The organism is Paenibacillus sp. VCA1, assembly GCF_031583795.1.
GTDB lineage: Bacteria > Bacillota > Bacilli > Paenibacillales > Paenibacillaceae > Paenibacillus_AQ > Paenibacillus_AQ albilobatus.
Map to the genome: position 1 here is coordinate 272434 of NZ_JAVLSX010000002.1, position 14780 is coordinate 287213.

At 52.8% G+C, this 14780-nt stretch carries 17 protein-coding genes and 2 pseudogenes; all 19 read right to left on the bottom strand.

What is annotated here, in order from left to right; genetic code table 11:
* Nucleotides 1–10: 10 nt before the first annotated feature.
* Nucleotides 11–967: pseudogene (locus RJP21_RS04865) on the bottom strand (ribonucleotide reductase large subunit); the annotation flags it as partial.
* Between the two features lie 145 nt (nucleotides 968–1112).
* The gene (locus RJP21_RS04870) at nucleotides 1113–1703 is read right to left on the bottom strand and encodes a GIY-YIG nuclease family protein (RefSeq protein ID WP_310858327.1); all 591 of its coding nucleotides are present in this window, start codon (nucleotides 1701–1703) and stop codon (nucleotides 1113–1115) included.
* A 130-nt stretch (nucleotides 1704–1833) separates the two neighbouring features.
* Nucleotides 1834–2256, bottom strand: a pseudogene (locus tag RJP21_RS04875) (ribonucleotide-diphosphate reductase subunit alpha); the annotation flags it as partial.
* 153 nt (nucleotides 2257–2409) lie between these two features.
* Entirely contained in the window at nucleotides 2410–3096 is a 687-nt protein-coding gene (locus tag RJP21_RS04880) for an HNH endonuclease (RefSeq protein WP_310858328.1), read from the bottom strand.
* Between the two features lie 75 nt (nucleotides 3097–3171).
* Nucleotides 3172–3885: a ribonucleotide reductase N-terminal alpha domain-containing protein gene (locus tag RJP21_RS04885; protein WP_310858329.1), complete on the bottom strand. Its 714-nt coding sequence runs from the start codon at nucleotides 3883–3885 to the stop codon at nucleotides 3172–3174.
* Nucleotides 3860–4231: a class Ib ribonucleoside-diphosphate reductase assembly flavoprotein NrdI gene (gene nrdI, locus RJP21_RS04890; protein ID WP_310858330.1), complete on the bottom strand. Its 372-nt coding sequence runs from the start codon at nucleotides 4229–4231 to the stop codon at nucleotides 3860–3862. The genes RJP21_RS04885 and nrdI overlap by 26 nt, the downstream gene beginning before the upstream one ends.
* Nucleotides 4232–4599: 368 nt before the next feature.
* A complete protein-coding gene (locus tag RJP21_RS04895) occupies nucleotides 4600–5172 on the bottom strand; it encodes a crossover junction endodeoxyribonuclease RuvC (RefSeq protein ID WP_310858607.1) in 573 nt (190 codons plus the stop codon).
* Nucleotides 5147–5911, bottom strand: a complete 765-nt coding sequence (locus RJP21_RS04900) for a hypothetical protein (protein WP_310858331.1) — start codon at nucleotides 5909–5911, stop codon at nucleotides 5147–5149. The genes RJP21_RS04895 and RJP21_RS04900 overlap by 26 nt, the downstream gene beginning before the upstream one ends.
* 303 nt (nucleotides 5912–6214) lie before the next feature.
* Entirely contained in the window at nucleotides 6215–6469 is a 255-nt protein-coding gene (locus RJP21_RS04905; RefSeq protein ID WP_310858332.1) for a hypothetical protein, read from the bottom strand.
* Entirely contained in the window at nucleotides 6470–7096 is a 627-nt protein-coding gene (locus RJP21_RS04910) for a 3'-5' exonuclease (RefSeq protein ID WP_310858333.1), read from the bottom strand. It abuts the gene before it with no gap.
* Nucleotides 7097–7420 carry a hypothetical protein gene (locus RJP21_RS04915; RefSeq protein WP_310858334.1) on the bottom strand — a complete coding sequence of 108 codons (324 nt, stop codon included), beginning with the start codon at nucleotides 7418–7420 and terminating at the stop codon, nucleotides 7097–7099.
* The gene (locus tag RJP21_RS04920) at nucleotides 7421–7675 is read right to left on the bottom strand and encodes a hypothetical protein (RefSeq protein ID WP_310858335.1); all 255 of its coding nucleotides are present in this window, start codon (nucleotides 7673–7675) and stop codon (nucleotides 7421–7423) included.
* A gap of 1 nt (nucleotide 7676) precedes the next feature.
* Nucleotides 7677–8159, bottom strand: a complete 483-nt coding sequence (locus tag RJP21_RS04925; protein WP_310858336.1) for a hypothetical protein — start codon at nucleotides 8157–8159, stop codon at nucleotides 7677–7679.
* The gene (locus tag RJP21_RS04930; protein WP_310858337.1) at nucleotides 8159–8644 is read right to left on the bottom strand and encodes an HNH endonuclease; all 486 of its coding nucleotides are present in this window, start codon (nucleotides 8642–8644) and stop codon (nucleotides 8159–8161) included. Before RJP21_RS04930 ends, RJP21_RS04925 begins: the two co-directional genes overlap by 1 nt.
* 7 nt (nucleotides 8645–8651) lie before the next feature.
* Nucleotides 8652–11519 carry a DNA polymerase gene (locus RJP21_RS04935; RefSeq protein ID WP_310858338.1) on the bottom strand — a complete coding sequence of 956 codons (2868 nt, stop codon included), beginning with the start codon at nucleotides 11517–11519 and terminating at the stop codon, nucleotides 8652–8654.
* On the bottom strand, nucleotides 11520–13109 hold the full coding sequence (locus tag RJP21_RS04940; RefSeq protein WP_310858339.1) for a hypothetical protein: 1590 nt from the start codon (nucleotides 13107–13109) through the stop codon (nucleotides 11520–11522).
* Between the two features lie 22 nt (nucleotides 13110–13131).
* Nucleotides 13132–13356, bottom strand: coding sequence for a hypothetical protein (locus RJP21_RS04945; protein WP_310858340.1), 225 nt, complete (start codon nucleotides 13354–13356; stop codon nucleotides 13132–13134).
* Between the two features lie 48 nt (nucleotides 13357–13404).
* Complete coding sequence (locus RJP21_RS04950; RefSeq protein ID WP_310858341.1) at nucleotides 13405–13860, bottom strand: hypothetical protein; 456 nt, start codon at nucleotides 13858–13860, stop codon at nucleotides 13405–13407.
* 103 nt (nucleotides 13861–13963) lie between these two features.
* On the bottom strand, nucleotides 13964–14710 hold the full coding sequence (locus tag RJP21_RS04955) for a single-stranded DNA-binding protein (protein WP_310858342.1): 747 nt from the start codon (nucleotides 14708–14710) through the stop codon (nucleotides 13964–13966).
* Nucleotides 14711–14780: the final 70 nt, after the last annotated feature.

A 14780-nucleotide genomic window follows, 5' to 3' on the forward strand; every position in this document is an offset into this window, starting at 1 on the left:
CCTCCTCGTATTAGACTGCGCAAGACGTGCATTCGGACACTGATAGACGTTTGTTCCGCGTATAATAAAGTGATTTAAGGCCGCGCTTGTGTGCGTACAGGTAATATCGGGCAAGCTCGTTAGTTGGCGTGTTCGAGTTCACGAATAGAATCGTCGAAATCCCTTGGTCGACATGCCGCTGAATCGTCGCAACCATATCGATAATCCGGAATTGGTCCATGTTGAACGCGGTTGTGTACGATATCATGTTGTCGCGAGCAAGGAACGGCGCCGGATAGAACGTTTGCGAATTGCCGTACGTACGCGTCTCGATTAGGTCAACGATAGGCATAACGCTTGACGTTGCGTTTTGCACGTAGCTGATTGACTGCGTTGGCGCGATCGCCAGACGGTACGCGTGCCATATTCCGTATTTTTGCACGTCCGATTTAAGCTGCGCCCAATCTTCCGGACCAGGCAGCGCTATGCCTTCGAATAGCTTCGCGACCTTTTCGGAGCGCGGTCGGAAGTCATTTTCGAGGTATTGCGTAAAGTATTCTCCGGTTGCGTAGTCACTTTCCTCGAATCGGTGGAACGTGCCGCCGCGTTCTTTCGCGATTTGCATCGAACGTTCGAGCGAGTAATAGTTCATGGCCGCGAAGAATACGTCGGCAAACTCCCGACCGAGTACGGACTGATACGAGATCTTGTTTTTAACGATGAATCCGTGCAGGTTCATCGCGCCGAGCCCGACCGAATGCATCAACTCGTTCGCTTTGCGGACGCCTGGCGCATTCTCTACGCTCGTCAAATCGGATACGGCGGTGACCGAGTCCATAGCGGAGTGAACAACGCGGCGCAAATCACCGGAAGCCATCGCGGTCACGATGTTGATGGATGCGAGGTTACACGAGATATCGAGGCCAATTTCGTCCGGCTGGCCGTATTCCGTAATGATGCTAGTTTCCATAAGCTGAAAAATTTCGGTCTTTATCTTCGCGCAGATTCGCTATGTCTGCGCCGCCTAAAGGCTGCTGCATATCGCTATGCAGAAGAGACTATATCTTCGACCACTTGGGCCGCCCGCCGTTTCGAGCGCCAATCGCTTGCGCCCTACTCTACTCCCTTCCGCATCACGCGTGGTTTCGATAGTCGTTAGGCATTTCCTCATCTACGTAAACCCAGTCACGGTATTTATCTGATTTAGCGTTGAGTCGGTAGTGTATCGTGGAAATGCCGACCCCTAGGATTTTCGAAGCCTCCGTCGTGCTTGCGTACTGATTCCCCTCTATGCGTATTCTTTTGGAGTTGGCTTCTTTTATCCTCGTGATTATAAAATCGGACTTTTCTCTTCCAAACATAGGGTTTCCCGATCCGCTCATCTGTTCACGTCTAAGCCTTCGTATCTCCTCTTTCCTCGGATTAAACGTGAAGGTGTCTCCACCGTAGGTTGAGTTGGCAATGTTGTACGATTCGCCTCTACTAGAATCAATAAGGTGTTGCTCCGCAGTGACGGACTCCTCGTAGTTATCGAACAACTGTAGTACCCTAAATTTGAAGTTATCTTCTCCGAATTCTTCCCAATCACGCTGTAGATCAGAATTACTATGTGCGCCTTTCCGCAGCATATTACGGTGAGCCCGCCATCTTTTCTGCACTTCCTGGCTTCTTCCGAAATACTTGCGCCCGTTTGGTTTACATTCAATCTCGTATACTACGAACATAACATTGCCTCCGAATGATTTAGTTTTCGGGGCTACGTAGATGAGGGTTAGCACGGGATTGTCTCCGAGGAGAGATTCCCCGTTTAGGCGGGTTTGCACTCTCAGATTGCTCCGAGAGGGTGCTAAGTCAACACAGATTAGACATTTTGATCTGGCCGATGTTTTTAAGCGGATGCGTTTTATTCGCGTTGTCCTTAAACATGATGTACGGGTAGCCAGACTCGAGCTGTGTCGTGGCGATCTTCGTTAACATGTCGCGTGCATTCATCGCCTTTTTCTTGACGTCCGGATGTGCGACCAGCTTATCGTACATTTCCGACATGTCCATATCGTCAAGGTGTGTACCGAACGCCTGGTAAACGGTGTACGGCGCGAAAACGTAATATGGCTCGTTATTTTCGGCCAGTTCGATAAATTTGGACGGAACAATAAGCCCGATCGATAGCGTTTTTAACCGCACCTTCTCATCCGCGTTGATTTTCTTCGCGTCAAGAAACTCCATAACGTCCCAGCCGAAAATGTTATAGTATCCGGCGCCCGATCCTTTTCTTTGCATTATGTTCGCGCGGGTTCGCTAGTTCCGCGCCGCCTTTCGGCAGCTACGCATTACTGCGCAGAGCAGACTATATCTTCGCCCGTTCTGGGCGTCTCCCATTTCGAGTGCCAATCGCTTGCACCCTACGGCTTTCGCTTAGTCGTTGCACGTTCAAGAAATACCGCGATCTAAGTGTTTCCAACGCGTTCTATCCGCTATTTTTGTGACTATCGATTTAGTGGCGTAGGGGTGCTTCTCAAGCAATTGGCTAGGGGTTAGGCCTTGTTTAGAGTCATCTAAAATCATGCGGGCTTGCGTTTCCGTTATTTTCGCATGGGGAGAATCTTCCCCTTTTCGAAGCAAGCCTGTTTCAGAAGCGTGCTGTGAGTTCCCTTTAGGCGTAACCCATTCCAGATTTTCAATTGCGTAGTTAGTCTTGTCGCCGTCAATGTGATTGACAAACGGAAGGTTGTCTGGGTTGTCTATAAACGCCTCTGCCAACAAGCGATGGACGCGCCTCTCAACTCTTTTGTCGCCCGCATACATGACCACTTTTACGTATCCGGTTCGGTCTAGTTTGGGCCGCAGCAAAGTCATGTTTTCTAGATTAACCACCCGGCCGAGGTTCGATATCGCATAATTTGGAGCTTCTGGAATCTGCTTCAATTCCTCTCCCTCTAATGCGACAAACGGAACTTTTGATTTCCGCAATCCCAATTTCCTTGCCCTGTGGTTTATTAATTCACGAGACACCCCTAATGCCTCTCCGATTTCCCTTGCGCTCATTTTGTAGTAATTAGCACGGATAAAATCCTCATCAATGGTCGACTTATTCCACGGTACTCTTGCTTCGCTCATGATTGTCCGCCTTTCTCGGATATCCCATGAATTAGAGAGATTTTCGACCGCTATTCCTAGCGGAAGGGGCCAAAATTAACCCATCTGATCCGCGTAAGAGAATCCATCCTCCATAAGCTTTAGAACAGGCATGATCCCCTTCGCGACGCCTTCCTCCTCCTTGATCGATTCGCCACGGCCTCGAAGCTTGGAGACGTTAATCGCCACGCCGCCGCCAATCTTCGAGAGCTGCGTCGCCACGCCGACCGCATGATTTATCGCGTTAAGGCTGTCGTCAACCTCCGTCAAGAAGCACGACACCATTTCGCCACGCCGCGCTTTGCCCGCGTTTAGAAACGTCGGCGTCGCCGGCTGTACGCCGTGAACGTAACCCCACAAGAGTTCCCGCGCCATCTCGTAGTCACCCTGCGCCAGGTAAAGCGCCGCGATCGCATATCGCTCGGCCGGCGATTCCAGGAACGTTTTCTTATCGCGTGTCTTAACCGCATAGTCCGTATAATACTTGGACGCGGCCATATACGAAGCGAACGAAAGGCCGGCCGCCTCAGCCTGGCGGTGGATCTCCGTAATCTGCTCCGGCGTGTACTGCGTCAGCACTTCCGGATAGTAATAGCCGTTATCGACCATGTATTGGATACGCGAGATTACGGAGCCAAACCGCATCGAGTTATCGGCAACGAAGCGCAAGAACTCCGCTACGGCCTCCGCGTCCTTTTCGAGTTGATAAAATCCGTCCTTCATCGCGGTAATTTCGTTGTTCAATTCAATGTAACGATAAGTTTTCGTCAAGCCGCGTCACCTCTTCGTTGAATTTTTGTATATCAGACGGCGTTCCGGCGAGCTCGAATTTAAGCAGCACCGGCACACCGTATTCACGCGCAATCTCGTCGGCCGCGCCCGCAAAGCCCCGCCCGAAATTCCGGTTGCCACTCGCAGCCACGCCCCGCATATATTCCGAATTATCACGGAGAAAGCGCCGCACAATACCTGGCGCCTCCCCGAATTTATCCGTGTATGTAACGAGCACGAACGGTTCATTAACGTGTAGATTCTCCGTTAGCTTCTGCGTCGGCCAAATGAGTCGGCGCGCGAACAACGCCACATTGCCCGTACGTGTTGCGTAGATAATCCGCATGGAGTCTCCTTTCTACGGCGCGCGCCTCGGCCAACCGCCGCTCGTAGTCCGCCAGGATCTCCGTATAGATCGCGACGGACCGTTCGAGTGCGGCCACTTCGGCGCGTTGTTTGCGAATGATGTCAGCGTCGGTCATGTACCTAACCCGGCGCTAGAATCCAATGTCTCGCCCGTAAACCGAAATCTAAGCGCCATATAGGATCGGGTTACTGGCACGAGGCTCTCCCAAGGTTTTCGCGTCCACCTATCGACATACCGCAGACCTAGCGGAGTCAGTGTTACGTCCGAATAATTTTGCACATCAGGCTCCGCTATCTGACCGAGTTTGATTCGATCAAGCATCTCCCCGAACGTCATCCAGTCGTTATTCATGCCGCAACCTCCATATCGATTAGATTTTCGCGTATCAAATACGCTAAAATTACTGCACACGCATCGGAGTCGTCGTATCCCTTCCGGAATGGGTAATCGTCTGGCAGCCGCAGCCACTTGCGTACGGCCTTAGCCACCTCGTCCTTTTCCGCCTTACCGTTGGCCTTGCCGAGTATTTCCGTCACGGTTTTCTTTACGTAAGTAGGCGCCAGTTTCGGCGGATCATCGATGTCAAGCGCGACATAACCGAAAGGATAGAGCGCACGATCAGCCGAAGTCCATGCGCTGAATACCGTTTGCGTAGCGCGCTTATTCCGTCCTGCCGTAAAGTCTTCGCGTACAACGACGTCAAACGGTCTATGCGCGTACACGAACTGCGATACAAACGACTCGACGACGGCGCTGCGGACGGCATCCGGATCACCGCTCGAAGTGGCGACGGAATCGGCCGCGATGAGATGCGGCTGTCTATTCCGCACCTCGATCGCAGCAATTCCGGGACTTAGCGACAAGTCGAGTCCAAGGATGCGCAGAGGTTTTGGTTTAGGCTGCGTTGGTTTCTTCGGCAGGGTTACCGCCTCCTTCCGCCCTCACACGTTCGATGAATTCGAGTGCTTCCGCTGGCCCGCGCTTCTTCCAATCCGGAAGGCCTGAGCGTTGGAGTGCGCTGACTTCGCGCCGTAACGCCGCCAACTCGTCCTCCGAAAGAGACAGCGATATTGCGCGCTTGAAGTCGTTGAAAATCCATTTGCCGAGGTCGAGCTTCGGCGGATTGCCTGTTTCCGCTGCCTCCACGATGCCGGCGAAATGATCGAGGACTTCCATGCGCATATCTTCCGTAATGTAGACGCCAAATGCGGCGATATCCGGATTCTTTTCAAAGTCGTCCTCCGCCATATTCCACGATTTCTTCGCGGCGTTAACGTAGAGGATAACGTAATAGTCCACGCCGTACATTTTCGAATAGCAGACGCATTGCTTAACGTGGTCTTCCTTTGGACCGTTGCGCCGCGAATAGGCGGACGTCATGGCTGCCGTTGTTTGCTTCGATTTGACTTCGAGGCCGACGCGTAGCATCTCGCCATCTTCGGATACGTAGCGCATGATTCCGTCGCCGGTGCCGAACAATGAGAACACTTTTCCGTTATGCTCGATAATTGCGTTGACCTTCGCGAAGTCTTCGAACATCGGCTCGCCGTATTTATTGCGCTCGAAACTAAACGGGGGATTCTCGCCCATGTGCCGCGCATAATGTTTCTCCGCGAAAAGGATATCGCGCTGGATCATGTCGCCGATCGCCGTGCCCAAGCGTGTCCACCGTCCTTGATGCGGTGGGCGCTCCGTTATCTCTTTCTTGGCTCCTCGCATCTTTTCGTACAGGCCGCGTGCGTCTGCGTTGGCTGACGATGGCGAGAAATACGGGATGCCGCGGGCCGGCCATACTTTGCGTGATTTGTCCGTGAGGTAATCGTGATACCACTTGTGGATTTGCGCGTCGAGTGCGTCGTCATACACCTCGGGCGCCGAATGCCAGGCGTTGAGAAACTCCGTAAAGTCTTGCGCGATTTTGTCTGCGATTGATTGGTTAGGTACCGTAATTTAAACCGCCTCCTAATAAATTTCGTATTGATAGTCGTAGAGCCCGAGTTCTCCTTCGTTCGTGACAAAAGCGATCGCGTAGCAATGAATGTCGTACCCTGGACTATCGAAGCCTCCACAATAAGTAGAGTCGCATTGGACGCCTAAAGTCGACTTAACGGTTTCTACCGCGTATTCGACAATCTCTCCGCCACTCATGTCCGGGTCATGCTCGGCCTCTTCGATTGCTTCCGCGATCTTTGCGTATACCTGTTCTTTATTCGCCAACTAAACCGCCTCCTTCGTTTTACTAATAGTCCGTACGATCGCTCCTGGCGGCACATACTTGAGCGGCCGCTCATCTGAGTCAATCACGACATTTCGGTAGCTAATTCCGTTAATTTCCGCTTTCTCACGAAGCTTTGCGTAAAGCTGCAGCGTTGCCTCTACGTCATTCATAGCGCGATGATGTCCGTTCAATTCGATTCCGTAACGCGGGCATACGTCTTTGAGACTTGCGCTTTCGTCCGGGTCAACTAAGTGAGACATGGCACGTGTACAGGCGAAATGGTCGCCGTTAGTATAGATTTTCGCGATAAAAGAGAAGTCGAACGGAGAATTGTGCGCTATCCAAACAGAACCCCGTGCGAAGTACCAAAACGCTGTCAGCGCTACATACATGTCAGGAGCGCCGCGCAAGTCTTCCGTACGAATACCGGTCAATTCCGTAATCTCCAGCGGAATTACTACGCCAGCATCCGAGCCGACGAACGTTTGGAACCGACCAATCTCACGAATGGAACCGTCCGCCCCAACTTCCGCCCGGATAGCAGCAATTTCCGTAATATGATCGGTAGCCGGATCAAGGCCCGTCGTTTCGAGATCGAGGACAGTTACGGTTTCTGACGTCAGCATCTACGCAGCCTCCTTCACAATGACTTTCCACCCATAAGCCGAGCCCTTCTTCGTTTCCTCAAGCGTCAGTTCGCCGAGTTTCAACCCGTCAATGTGTGCAAATACGTCCGACATGTAGATCGGATAGCGTTTCCCTGTCGTATCCTCAACGATTAGACCGGCGCTTGATCGCGATGAGAACCAGTCGACAACGGTGAAATTATCGGATACCTGGCGCTTGTCCCGCGAGATCATTTCGCATCGGCAGCGACATTTGCTACAGTATCCATATTCATTCACCGCGCCACATTGCGGACATTGCGGTATCTTAATCTTTCCGGCCATTTACTCACCCTCCTCGATAAGCGCGTATTCAAACGCCTCGCCGCGCTTCCCAGCCTCATACGCAAGTTTAATTGCGCGAGAGATATTGTACGCGCCGTTAAGATCACGGAAGAACACAGCGTCTTCCGGCTCACCCGCGCAAATGTCAACGTAAACTGAGTCGCCTCTGTCGTCCTTTACGTCGATGGTTAGCGAGCCCTTTCCGTCATACTCATATCCGCTGTTGTCGATATCGTGCGTTTCGGTAACCTTCATATTACGCAGCCCTCCCCGGAACGTATTTAATGACGGTAACCTCTTCCGGCACTACTTCGTTAATCTGTAATGCGAGGTCCATACCGTCCTGCATTTCCGTAGCTGGCTCCTCCCTCCAAACGGAAAAGTGCGCAACTTGACCGTCTTGCTCTACGCGGTAAACGGTTGTTTTGTAATTCGACCAGCGGCCTCCGTCCTCGAACTCCTCGTCGACGCGTTTTACAGAATAACCTTTCGGCTTATAAACGCCCAAGATAGCGTCAACATCTTCGTGTACTTCGTCCCACGCTTCACCTTCGTATCCGTCTCCGATCAATTCGCGCAGCTTTTCGATAACGTTCGTTTCCATATCCTCGCCATCTCCTTCGTTTTCATAGTCCGGGTCCCAGCCGCAAGAGCACGGATGGTCACCGTATTCGTCCGCCAGTACGCAGATTTGTCGGCGGCATTGCGGGCATGTGTACGTTGCGGTTTCGTGCGCCATTAGGCGGCCTCCTCGTCGTCTGGAATGACATTCAATCGCGCGTACTCTCCGAATAATTCGAGTGCCTTGGCGTTGTAGGCGCGTGCAGCGTCTTTTGGGTCGTGATAATATCCAATGTGGTAGTACACTCCGTCACAAATGATGCGCGCCACCCATCTGTTTGTCTGAGAGTACCAACTCACCCCTTTATACCCCGACCGACTCGGTTTCGGTTTAGAGTTTCGGACATTCTCCTTCTGGGTTACAATGCGGAGGTTGGCTTTTTGGTTATTTAGGGGATCGCCATCAATGTGATCGACGACTTGACCTGGCTGCGCCCCAGTGAGCATCCTATGCATCCTAATGTTCTTTTTATTTAAACGACCGCCGACGGTAGTGAGTGCGTAGCCGTAGGCATCAACCCACCACTTAAACTGTGAAAGTTGATCGTAGTCTTCGTCATCCACAACCGTCTGCTTACCTCTTGACAATGTGATGGTCCTCATTCACAGATCACTCCTCTGCTTGGTTCTTTGGTCGTCCGTTTTCGAAATCCCAGTCATCTGGTTTAACCTCAACCATCCATCTAGGTTCGATCACAGTGTCACACTCTAATGGGCACACGAGCGTGGCCGTGTTCGTCATAATATCCGTATAGAGAGCGACAGTTTCTGGTGTAATGTCTTCTTTAGGAGCTGCATGTTTCTGCTCATCGTGGAGCGTAAGGGAAAACTCCCATCCACGTGCTAGCGTCAGCTCGTAGTAACTTCTAATCATACAGAGTTTGAGAATGTTTGCTCCACTGCCTTGTATACTGTGGTTGAACGCAGCTCGTTCATCGCGTCCGGTCAACCGAATAAGTTGCCAGAACTCCGAACGGTCTGCCGGCGAAAGCTTGTACGATTTCTTACCGAGTTCCGGATCGTTCTTGTCGCGGATGCCGGCGCGCTTCATCAGTACGCAAAGACGCTGCCAGTTCTTGCGATATTCCGGAAATCTGCGCTTTTGTCCCCAAAGAGTCTGCGTCCAACCATGTTCACGTAAGTGTGCGAAAGAGGCGTTAACCATCGTGCTAAAACCGGGCAGGATCTCGTCGAACTTCGCATACGCACGCTTGCCGGCTTCCTCCGTTATGCCGCGCTTGACCGCAGTCTTAACGAACTGGTCCTCGGCCTGGCCGTAACCCTTCGCAAGGAACATGTCCTTCGTTAGCTTTCGGTAAGGGATCGAAGTAATCCCGGCCTTATAGGCGCTCTCTAGGCAGATTTCACGCGGCACATCGAACATCATCGACGCAAACTCAACGTACGGATCGAGGCCAGCTCGATACATGTCCGCAAAGGTCGGGTCGCCGTGCTCCGTCTCCATCTTGTGCGCCTGCAAACGTGGTTCGATCGACGAAAGGTCGCTGCCAAGGAATAAATGACCAGGCGGCGGAACGAACATCGTTCGAACCCTTTCGCCTTCCTTAGTACGAGCTGGTATATTCTGGATATTTGTCCCTTTCGCTACTTTCGAGCTGCAATCAACGAGCGCACGCATGATCGCAAGATAGTTCGCATCAGTAACCGCAGCCGGCCGAAGTTCATTCGGTTTGCCCGAATATCCCTTCGAGCTGTAACGGCCAGTCGAAACGGTATCAAGCTGCGTGTGCAGTCGCCCATCAACATCGAGCGCGTCCGGAATCTTATCGATATACGTGCCGAGTAGCTTTTCGAACGCCGACACGTTAGCGAGCGGCCGGAGCGCTTCTTCCTCTTCGAAGTAACGGTCAAGCACGTCCTTCGAGACGGCCCGCGTCTTCGATTTATCCTTAACGATTTGCTTCGTGCGGTCCTCGATGCCCAGGTGGTCATAAATTAGATAGCGCAAATGGTTGTCGTTCGTGAACGAGAACTCCGTTACAAATAACGGCGCATGCTCCTCGTCAGCCGGCACAAGGTCCCGCGCTTCCGCCTGCAGCTCTTTCAGCCGCTCGACCGCGTTCGTATATTTCTTGAGCGTAGTTTTTCCGGCCGCCTCGCATTCCGCAATAATAGCGCGTTGTTTCCTTTGCGCCTCATCATTGCGGGCGATCTTCCTGCGCTGCGACTCGATCCAGTCCGTAATCTTCTTCGCGTTGATTGTCCGGTCCATTGCGCGGATAAACTCCGGATTCGTGACGCCATATGCTTCGATAACGTCCGCCTGTGCTTGCGCAAGTCTCGGCCGGAGTTCGTCGCCAAGCGCTTTAAGTCCGTCAAGGTCAATAACGAAGCCTGTCCGCTCGATATTAACGTTTACCTCCGTAAGATACTGGCCGATTTCGAAATACGCTGTCGCCAAGTTGTCCGTCGCGATTAAGTTGTCGATTTGCCAGCGCGTTAGCCACCAGCCTTTGAGTACGTCCCATATCGCGTAGATTCCGACGAGTTCGATCGGATGCAGCATCGGCGACTCGTTTCCGAATAGATCCTCGAATGTATAATCAGGGCAGTCGACGCCGATCGCTGCCTTGTACTTCGTTATCAGCGGCTTCAAACTGTAAGTCGGTTCGTGGTCATTAAGCGTCCGCATGGCTTCGAGCGAGTCGTAACGGATGCCCTGTGGTTTTAGCCCGTCGTTCAGCAGCATCGCCAAGTCAAACGGCGCGTTATGGAACGATTTGATCTGCGAAGGTAGCGCCATGAAGCGTTCAATCGCACCCAGGGCCGCCGACCGTGTACATTGTTTCTCGCCGGTTAAGTGGCCGTACGCGACGTAATAGCCTTCGTTTAAAAGCGGAAGCCATAACGAATAGCCGCCGGTCAGGTCGATCATTTTATCGACGCCCGATGTCTCCGTATCCCATACCGTAAGGGATTGCGCGTCAGGAATCGTTATGCCGCGTTCGGCCAATTTGCGTTTAATCAGCGTGTTGTTGAATAGCGCGAACACCTTTGCGAACCACTCGTCGCCACCCTGCAGCCGCACTTCTTCGCGCAATCGGTCGACCATTCGCGGCAAGTCCGCGTCATCCGTAATAATGTAGAAATTATTCGGCTTCGTCCGCAGCGTCTCCGCAATCCTCTCGGCGCGCTCCGCCTGTTGCCTATCCGCAAGTAGCCGTTCGCCCGCAGCTATTACGTCAGCTTTTGTTACCTGGCCGCTATCGCGCGGTTTTCCGCCAGACCGAAGATTAAGTCCGGACGGGGAATTGCCTGTTTTCCCCGTCACGTACTCTTTTACGAGATCAACGAGTTGGCGCTCGCGATCCGTAAGGCTCATTCGGCTGATGCGTTCGATTGCTTCGGCTGGCGATTCTTCGGCCGCCTTCTTCCGTTTGGCCGCGTCAACCACACGCTGTTTTGCGTCCATGTCCGGCGTGGGCTGGCGCAGGTTTAGCGTGAGCTTAACGTCCACTTATGCCGCCTCCTGCTGCGTGTCGAAACGTTGTTCGACGGGGACGATGAGTTCGATCTCATCCGCGTAGATGAACGCACTGCTACCGCCACTATTTAACTGCGTGAGATACACACCGTTATGACCGCCTAACCGTTCGATCGTCGTAACGTCCCCAACTCTTGTGTCAGCGATAGGGCAGGATTTAATTACGCGAACTACATCCCCCGCCTTAAACTCGTTAACCTTGCGCTCGATCTTCGCCCATTTCGCTTCTTCTGCGGTAAGAACCTCGAACGAATCGTAGTCGGTCAGATAGACGCGGCCATCCTCGCTTCTCGCCCACGCTGTTTTCCTAGCGCCGCCCACGTCAGGTTCTGTGATTGTCACGACAGTCCCTTCCGGCCAGTTACATTGATAACGTGTAATCCGGATTTTATCGCCTACATTAAACTTCGGCTTTGGCTTCGTCGCCTCTTCGTACTCCTCTTTCGTAACTTTGCGGAGTGCGTCAGCGTTGCAGAATCCGTATAGACTACCTTTCTTCACGCGAAGATACGTCCATTGTCCGTCATCGTGCGAGTATTCTACCGGAACATAATCGCCGTTATTGAAGCCGTTAAGTCCGCCTTTACTCACGTCAACCACCACCGCATACCCACCGTCCGCAAATTCTCCGATCGCTTTCGCACGTTCAGCGGCCTTTTTGGCGGCTTCGACTTCGGATTCGGTTGCGCGGACAAATCGTTGAGCGAACATATCGATCTCACGTCCATCAAACGTTTTTCCGTTCAGCAACCGAAGGCCGCCGCTAGAATCTTCCGATTCAATTTTGACGATATCGTCGGCTTTTGCGGAACTGTCGCCGCTTGCGTCGATAACCTTCGCATAATCGCCGACCTGTAATTGTTTTGGCTGCGGTTTCTGCGCGTTGAACTCCGCCTCGGTCGCCGGCAAGCACTCGGAAGGTGCAAACCACTCAGCGCCTACACTGCGTTTATCGTGCGTCTCTCCCACGTAGGGAAGCGTCGATCCATCGTCAGTGACAATCTTTACAATTTCTCCGATGTTGTATTTATGCCCATGTACAACGTCCGTAATCTTCGCGTAATCTCCGACGGTCAGACGCTTCGGCTGCGTCTGTTCTGCTTGCTCAACCGGTTCGAGAACGACGTATTCGGAGTAATTAACGACGGCTCGACCATTACTCTTCCCTTCCGGGTGCTTAACGAAGACATCGCCGCCTAGAGCATCCCCGTCAACCACAAACTCCTCACCGTTATCCCAGCGACAGTCAATCGTGTTTACGATACGAATACGCTCGCCCACCTCGGCGTTTCGTTTAACCTCGCGATATTGAGGCGCCACCTTTTCGTAGACTTCGTAATCGTCATTACAGGCGTCATAATTGTCCCCATCATCGTCGGTAATCTGCGGGTCGCCGCAAGAGTCCAATTCATCAACAAGATAGAATCCTTCACTTACGTAAGAAGTCGGAGCCTCCGTGAATTTGATGATATCGCCTTCCTGCGCCGGGCGGTCAACCCTGCGATACTTAACACCGTTTACCTCTACGTCCGCCACCGGAATTACCACGTTCAATTTACCCATTTATACATCGCTCCCTATTCGTTTAATTTACGTTGCGGTGTTCGTCGATAACGCCACTTGCGTCGTATACCCGTTCCTCTGCGTACTTCTCCGCGCAGTCGTAGCCGAATCCGTTGTGTACATATCCGCCGCCGTCGTCAATCCGTTTAACCTCGTCGCCGGCACGGATCTCACCGCGGCACCATTCGCACTCGGCTACGTATGGCGGCTCGTGGTCAGGCAAAGCGAAACGGTCCAGTCGGTCCATGTCCGCGCCTCCTCCGTAATCGACGTCTTATTGCGTCAAGTATTCGCCTCATGCCGCGGCCTCCAATACCTCCGCAATCTCGTCCGGCTCGGGCGCGTAGACACTCCGATCCAGTGCGATTGGCAATTCGACCCAACGCTCAGACGCCGTCGCCTCGCTCGCCCAGTATTCGGTCTGCAGCCGATTTTCGAGCATATAAACGCGCGGGATTTCGCCGTCGGCCGCCCATACGCCAATGATGTAATCAGCGTCGGAAAGGTCGTAGGCTGTTCGGTCACCTTTTTTCGCGTAGATAACGAGGTCGCCGCCGCGGTCCATACGTTGCCGGATCGTCTTGACCTGGATCTTAACGTGATGGCCGTTTAACGGATCGGTCGCGAGAATGTCGTAAGCTTCGGCCGTCTTGCTTTCGTGAATGCGCCAGCCGTTCGCCAGTAACGCAATTTGCGCCACCAACTCGGAATAAGTGCCGACGACTTCATTTACGTGTGCGATACAACTCACCGTCCTCTTTCGTAAAATTCGTCACTCTCGACAGGGAACCGGACAGGCGGCTTTCTTCCGTTACCGCCCGCCGAAGTCTGAGGTCTTGCCGCCGTTGCCGCCATCAGAACGGAAGGTCCTCGTCTTTAACCTCGATTGGCGCGCCGTCTGCTGGCGGCTGGTCAGCGCCACCAAGTACGGACTTATCGACATGCTCCGGATCGGCTTCGTTCAGCAACGCAATGATGTCGTCGACCTCGCGGAAGTTGGCGAGCTCTTCATACGGGAACTCAAAGCCTACAAATTGCGCAGCCTCGGCCGGAACCTCTGCGTCGCCGGATTCAAGAGAATACGATTTGCCATCGGACGTTTTCGTAACCTTGATTACGTCGCCGACAAGCGAATACTCCTTGTTGAATTTCTTCGCAGCCTTTTCGAGTTTGTCGTAATCCCCAATCAGGTTCATCGCATGGAACTCCTTAACGTCGAGAACGCGCCACGTATTGTATTCGAGGTCAAACACCGGAATCATAAAGTAGAGTTTGCGCTTGGCCTTCGCTTTGCACGAGATACATGCGCCGCCGTTCGGTTTCTTGTAAGAATCGAGATTGGCGCCCGTTCCTTTTGGCGAGTGGAGGCACGTGTGTTTCTTGACGAAGGTTGCTCGCGTCGCAAAGTCGCCGTCTTCGTGGCAGAAATAAAAGTACCAACTGTCGGGATCTGCGAGCATTACGAATTGGCGGCCGTCTTTCAACTCGGAGCCAAGACGTACATACCGTGTGACGCCTTCCGGCAGCCCTTCGTTAAGGCCGTTGCCCTTCGGAGTGCTGCGTTCTTCCTCGCGTTTCTTCAATTGGTCGCGGATGGACATTTGATCACGTTCCTTTTCGATATGAATAGTCGGATATTTTAGGACGCTCCGCCAGGCGCCCGGACAACTT